Here is a 3,869-nt window from a genome sequence, read left to right on the forward strand (position 1 = left end):
CTTCTTTCTTTTTGTCTACTTTAATTTCTTGCCCTACTATTTTACTTTCCGACAACTATTTTACACATAGATGACTATTTTAGCAAAAAAATTAAATAAAGAAGCTGGTGCTTAAGAACAGGCTTCATATCAGCTATTCTCAAGCAGCAGCTTCTAAATACTTTCATCGAAAATGACCTTTGACACACTAGATGTGCTGTCATTTACGTTTATTCCTCAACTCTTCGGTACATGTCGATCATTTCTTCAGCAAGGTCTCGGTAAGTCATAGCATTCATTAATGTATCCTGTGCATGTACCATCAGCAGGTTCAATTCTACAGAATTTCCCGCTGCTTCCTGCGTCAGCAGATCAGTCTGAACTCGATGGGCTTCAGTAATCGATGAATCTGCTCCTTTCAGCTTCTCCTGTGCTAGATCAAACTGACTCTTCTTGGCGGCATGGATTGCTTCCATCGAACTGCTTCTGGCATCTCCCCCGTGCATGATTAGTGCCATGATCACTTCCATTAACTCTCTGTTTTCTTCACTCATGACTGCTCCCTCCCAGGTCATTCTGGATCGTTAATCCATCAGTTCCAGCGCGCGGTCAAGGACTTTTTCTCCATTCATCATACCGTAATCCTGCATGTTGATGACATCAATGGTAATGCCCTGTTCATTAGCCTTTTCCTCAAATTTACCTTTCATGTAACGGACTTGAGGCCCAAGCATCATGACGTCGATAGCTTGAGTTTCTATCTTGGAATCAGCTTCATTTGCAGACACAGCAAAAATCTCCACTTCCAGACCTCTGTCTTCCGCGGATTTCTGCATTTTAGATACCAGCATGCTTGTACTCATTCCAGCAGCACATACCAGCATAATTTCTTTTTTTGCCATTCCGTTTCCTCCTAATATTCTTATTAATTTTTCCTGTCTATTTTTCATATTTCCTTACTTCAATCATACACCTCTTAAAAAATCTTGTCCACTTTCTCCCTCTTGAAAGAGGGATATTCGTTTATTGACTGCCTCATTAAAGGATGATTGATTGATTGATTGAGTGTGACTTCTAATATATCTTTTTGAAAGGGGATTAGTTTACTGAGTCTTTCGCTTCTGAACTGCATTATTGACAACTGATAATGTAGTTCAGAAGCTTATGACTTCCACGAACTTTACTCTCTGTGTTACTAGTGCAGTTCATGTCGTTTCTTGACTAATTAACTTAACTTTAATAGTTGGATAGTAAAGTTCATCAGCCGGTTTAATGTTGAACTACATTCTTCATATTTTGAGTATTATTTTTCCATACTAGACTTTACCCACATCATAAAAGTGCATCTAGTCAGAAAAGACACCCTGAAGGAAGTTCTCCTGCCTCAAGGTGTCTTCATCACTGTTCTGTTTAATTAAATCGTGATTCCGGCTGACCCGGATCTGTCATATCAGAGTTGCTTTAGCTATAATGTTTAGAGTTTCTTAGTTTCTTATCTCATCGAGAACAGCATGTACCTGTCTGGTCAGCGCCCACCACTCGTCACCTCGGGTTCTGCTGCTTTCACTGTCATAGTCGGACATCACTTCTGCAAAAGCCAGTGCTTCCCACATCAGAGGATTCTTAGACGGCTCGTCAAGCTTGATCGAACTTGTTTCTCTAGTTCGTGCATCGACCACTTCAGCTGAAGCCAGGCCGGTGATAGCATCCAGGACTAACGTGTCATCCGCAGTATAGACTTCAGACTGCTGCATTGACGTATTGATTTTTCCATAATTCAAGGTGACATCAAATCCATCATATCTCAAAATAGCTGTTCCTTTTCCGTCAACACCTGTTCTGATCGGTTGGGCAAATGCTTCGACCGATTTCGGCTGACCGAACCACTTGAGTGCTGCGTAGATGACATAGATTCCCAGATCATTAGCTGCTCCCCCAGCAAACTTAGGTGAAAAAATTGCCGGTTCTTCGCCATTGAGTACTTGATCATATCGGGATGAATACTTGCTGTAGGTCAATGAAGCCCCGTATATATCGGACTGATTGCTGATCAGCTCTGTCACTTTAAGAAAATTCGGTTCAAATATATGTCTGGCTGCCTCAACGACCAGCTTGTTCTGCGTTCTGGACAAATCTGTCAGTTCATCCCACTGCTCTGCAGACGTAACGACTGGCTTCTCAACGATGGCATGCTTGTTGTGCATAAGCACAGCTTTGGCCTGGTCAAAGTGCAGACTGTTTGGTGATGCAATATAAATCACATCAACCTCAGGATCACTTAAGAATGCTTCAAAATCAGAGTAGGCCTTCCTGCCTTCATGAACTTTCCTGAAATCATCGGCTTTATCCTGAGTACGAGAGTAAACTGCTTCTAACGTATACTTCTGACTTTTCACTGCCGCTTCAATAAACTGCTCAGTGATTCCGCTCGTTCCTATCGTACCTAATCTTAACTTATCCATGTATCATCGAACTCCTTCTAACTAAGTGCTCTGTTCCTCATCAGTATACCACGAGTGGGTCAGACATAGCTTCTATTGAAGTGTGATCACAACGATTTCCGGACGATTGTTGATTCTATATGGAAACGATGAATTCCCTAGACCTCTTGAAATAATCAGTCGTCTGGATCTGTGTTCTTCTGAGCTGAAAATGCCATAGTCGTATTTCGGGAAAAATCCTTGTCCGGGTGCATAAACCCCACCTAAGTAAGGAATTCGGGCTTGCCCTGAATGGGTATGCCCACTCAGGACTAAAGCGGGTGCTTTTGTCTGGTCGTACATATACTGTTCGAAATGCTCGGGTCTGTGTGCCAGAAGCACTTTAGGAAGTCGCTCCATTTCAGGCGTCAGTTCGATAGATTTAAGCATCGGTTTGGGCAGATTGATCTGATCCTCACGTTCAGCCAGTCCCATGATGACCAGCTTCTCTTCCTCGTCGACAGTCACCACTTCCGCTTCGTCCAGAAGAAGATGAACACCTGCTGCTGACAAAATCGATGTGAATTCAGAAAATGTCCCACTTGCAATATCATGATTTCCAGTAACTGCATATGTAGGGGCAATATTCGTACACAGTTCGGCAAAGCGTCTGAGCGGAGTATCAGCCAGACTGGATAATCCTGCCTGTACGAGGTCCCCGGTAAGGACGATGAAATCCGGTTCTGCTTCCTCAGTTTTCTGAATAATTGTTTCGATATAGCTTTTATTTGAACGTGGGGTCAGATGCAGATCAGTTAAATGAACGATTCTCTTTCCCTTCATCTGTTCATCAAGTTTAGGTACTGTCACTGAGTAATGTGTTGTTTCGATCAGATAGTTCTGAGTATATAAGTAAATAACTAGTGCAATGATTAAAGCCAGTAATATCCACACTATGATTCGTTCCTCCTGCAGCTGTTTGCTGTCGTTATAAAAATACTAGCTATATTGTATCATATAATGCATCTTGAAAGCGTTATTTATTTTTCTATGGTAAACTATTAGTAATAAAAGTGAGAATTCAAGGAGGGGTTATATTGGAAAACGATCCGACTTTGCACCAGGATCAGCAGAATCAGGCTGATCATTTTTTGAAAACTAAAGCGACGGAGAGTGGTAATGAGTTTATAAAACGTGACCCTGTTTCTGACGACCGGGAGCTCTCTGAAGAAGAAAAGGCTCAGATAACCAGACCGGAAGATTTCGAAAAGTTCAATCTGGACGATCTGGACCAATTGAATGATTCAAACGAGTGAACTACCCACCACTTAAATCCTCCGGATTTTGAAGTGGGGCTTCCTACGAACTCCATTCTTGTCTGCACAGGTTTCATGCAGATAGAGGAATCGGATATGGGTAGGCTCAAAAGGCAGTCCCTGCCTCATAGGTTTTCTTTTACTTGGCTAACGC

Annotated in this window: 5 protein-coding genes; 1 reads left to right on the plus strand and 4 read right to left on the minus strand. The window is 42.2% G+C overall.

The genetic code is table 11. From position 1 onward, the window contains the following. Positions 1-209: 209 nt before the first annotated feature. The 4 genes from ABFX15_RS05145 to ABFX15_RS05160 all read right to left on the minus strand — a co-directional run bounded on the left by ABFX15_RS05145 (position 210) and on the right by ABFX15_RS05160 (position 3,353). Positions 210-533: a PTS lactose/cellobiose transporter subunit IIA gene (locus tag ABFX15_RS05145; RefSeq protein ID WP_346024413.1), complete on the minus strand. Its 324-nt coding sequence runs from the start codon at positions 531-533 to the stop codon at positions 210-212. A 30-nt stretch (positions 534-563) separates the two neighbouring features. After that, a complete protein-coding gene (locus tag ABFX15_RS05150; RefSeq protein ID WP_346024414.1) occupies positions 564-881 on the minus strand; it encodes a PTS sugar transporter subunit IIB in 318 nt (105 codons plus the stop codon). Between the two features lie 582 nt (positions 882-1,463). After that, entirely contained in the window at positions 1,464-2,441 is a 978-nt protein-coding gene (locus ABFX15_RS05155) for a Gfo/Idh/MocA family protein (RefSeq protein ID WP_346024415.1), read from the minus strand. 72 nt (positions 2,442-2,513) lie between these two features. Continuing rightward, positions 2,514-3,353 (minus strand): metallophosphoesterase, encoded by an 840-nt coding sequence (locus tag ABFX15_RS05160; protein ID WP_346024416.1) that lies wholly within the window; start codon positions 3,351-3,353, stop codon positions 2,514-2,516. A 143-nt stretch (positions 3,354-3,496) separates the two neighbouring features. On the opposite strand from ABFX15_RS05160, the gene ABFX15_RS05165 reads away from it, so the two are divergent. Then, positions 3,497-3,715 (plus strand): hypothetical protein, encoded by a 219-nt coding sequence (locus tag ABFX15_RS05165; protein WP_346024417.1) that lies wholly within the window; start codon positions 3,497-3,499, stop codon positions 3,713-3,715. Positions 3,716-3,869: the final 154 nt, after the last annotated feature.

It is taken from the genome of Alkalibacterium indicireducens (assembly GCF_039522005.1).
Classification (GTDB): Bacteria; Bacillota; Bacilli; order Lactobacillales; family Carnobacteriaceae_A; genus Alkalibacterium; species Alkalibacterium indicireducens.